The following is a 1,781-nucleotide window of genomic DNA, read 5'->3' on the forward strand; positions in this document are numbered from 1 at the left end:
TACTTGTACTACTTGTATTGTTTATCAATATTTCAAAGAACTTGCTGCTTTCGTTTTAAAAGCGGGCGCAAAGGTAAAGGCTTTATTTTTAACTACCAAACTTTTTCGGAAGTTTTTTTTTATTTTTTTCTTTTTACTCATTTCTCAGGCTCTCTATGCGAAAGGGAAAGAATGCACAAAAGAAAAAGAAAGGCCGTTTTCTTTGCGAATCGGACTGCAAAGATAAGAACTTTATTTATTATCCTCCAAAACTTTTTGGAAGTTTTTTTGTTCTTTTCTTTAAGCGCAATTTCGCTTTTTCACTATGTCAATTCTGCAAGGCTTTCTTCTCTTGGAAAGCGGGTGCAAAAGTACGCCCTTTTGGTATACAATCCAAATATATTAAACTCTTTTTTCTAAGTTTTTTTGAAAGAATATGCTAAAGTGCTGAAGGATAATGATGTTGTAGAACATATTTTTTTTATCATGAGTGGATTGGCGGCGGAAACGGTACACATGGAACACATTATTATATCACACGCGGGCGCGTAGGCGCACGAAAAAGAGAAAAAGATGCAGAAGAAAGAAATAACAAAATTACAGTCGAATTACAGCTGAGAAAAAGACAACAGGAAGAAAGAGACAAGAAGATGATATAGAAAGAAAGCAAGAAAAAGAACGAAATGTAAAAAGAATACTAGGGATATACCACAAAGGGACATTACAAAAGGAGATTATTAAAGGGGATTATTAAAGGGGATGGATTAATTGGAATGGTTAATTGGGCATGACCAGCAGAATACAGGATATTCAGCGACGCAGCGCCACTAGAAATGATGGTTCTTAATCAAATTCCGTGCTAGTAAAGCTCATTGAAAGGCCGATGGATAAAGGGATATCGGCATATTAGAAATAGCAAATAAATTATCCAAACTATATGCATCTTAAAGTACTCCGGAATAGCCATGAATAAGGTAATTGAACATAAATAAGTAGCACGGAATTTGAAGAAGAACCGAAATGATTTCATTTTCATTTCTCATATTCTCATAGGTTGCACAATAATCAACTGTAAATCATCAATATAACACTATGAGAAATAAAATAAAAAAGGCATTTCTCATAGTATTACCAGCGTTTTATACTGAAAACAGTGCATTTCTCATACCTTTTCAAGGTATTTCTCATAGTATTTTGACTATTTATACTATAAATTCTCAAGCTAGATCCTAAACTAAAGACCAGGTTGAATACCAGACTAGACACAGCTTTACAATATATTATCAGTGCTTATTGAAAGTATATAGAGCAGACATTCGCATATTTTCCTACCTGCATCTGTATCGTTGCACTCGAGTGAACAGGCCTGTGCACTAGAGTAGAAAGAACCGTCTACTCGAGTGAAACGATCTGTTCACTCGAGTGCAACGATACAGATAGTAGTAGGAAAAGGCAGACGCATTATATTTTTTACTATATTCTCCTTTTCTATTTCTTTGCTATACTATTGATTATTAATGCACTACCATTTGTTTATATCGATTATTTTTCTTATCTTTATAAGATATATTAAAACATAAACTAACATGAAAATTGGCATAATTGACCTTTGTAAACAAATAGAAGATCCTAGGATGAACCGCAAAAAAGTACATAAAATGGAAACTATTATCTATATATCCATTGCTGCTGTAATCTGTGGCGCCCAGTCTTGGAATGAGATTGAGGAATTTGGCAATGCGAAAATTGCTTTTTTCAAAAGTCGCATACCTGACCTGGAGTTCATCCCTAGTCATGATACT

Annotated in this window: 2 protein-coding genes; both read left to right on the forward strand. The window is 34.0% G+C overall.

Annotated features, from left to right (window positions below):
• The coding region (locus HMPREF0106_RS28055; protein WP_009041315.1) for a hypothetical protein at positions 1–226 on the forward strand (226 nt) is incomplete at its 5' end.
• A gap of 1,339 nt (positions 227–1,565) precedes the next feature.
• Positions 1,566–1,781, forward strand: a 216-nt coding sequence (locus HMPREF0106_RS00155; protein ID WP_009041316.1) for a transposase family protein, incomplete at its 3' end; no start/stop codon positions are given.

The organism is Bacteroides sp. D22, assembly GCF_000163675.1.
GTDB lineage: Bacteria > Bacteroidota > Bacteroidia > Bacteroidales > Bacteroidaceae > Bacteroides > Bacteroides xylanisolvens.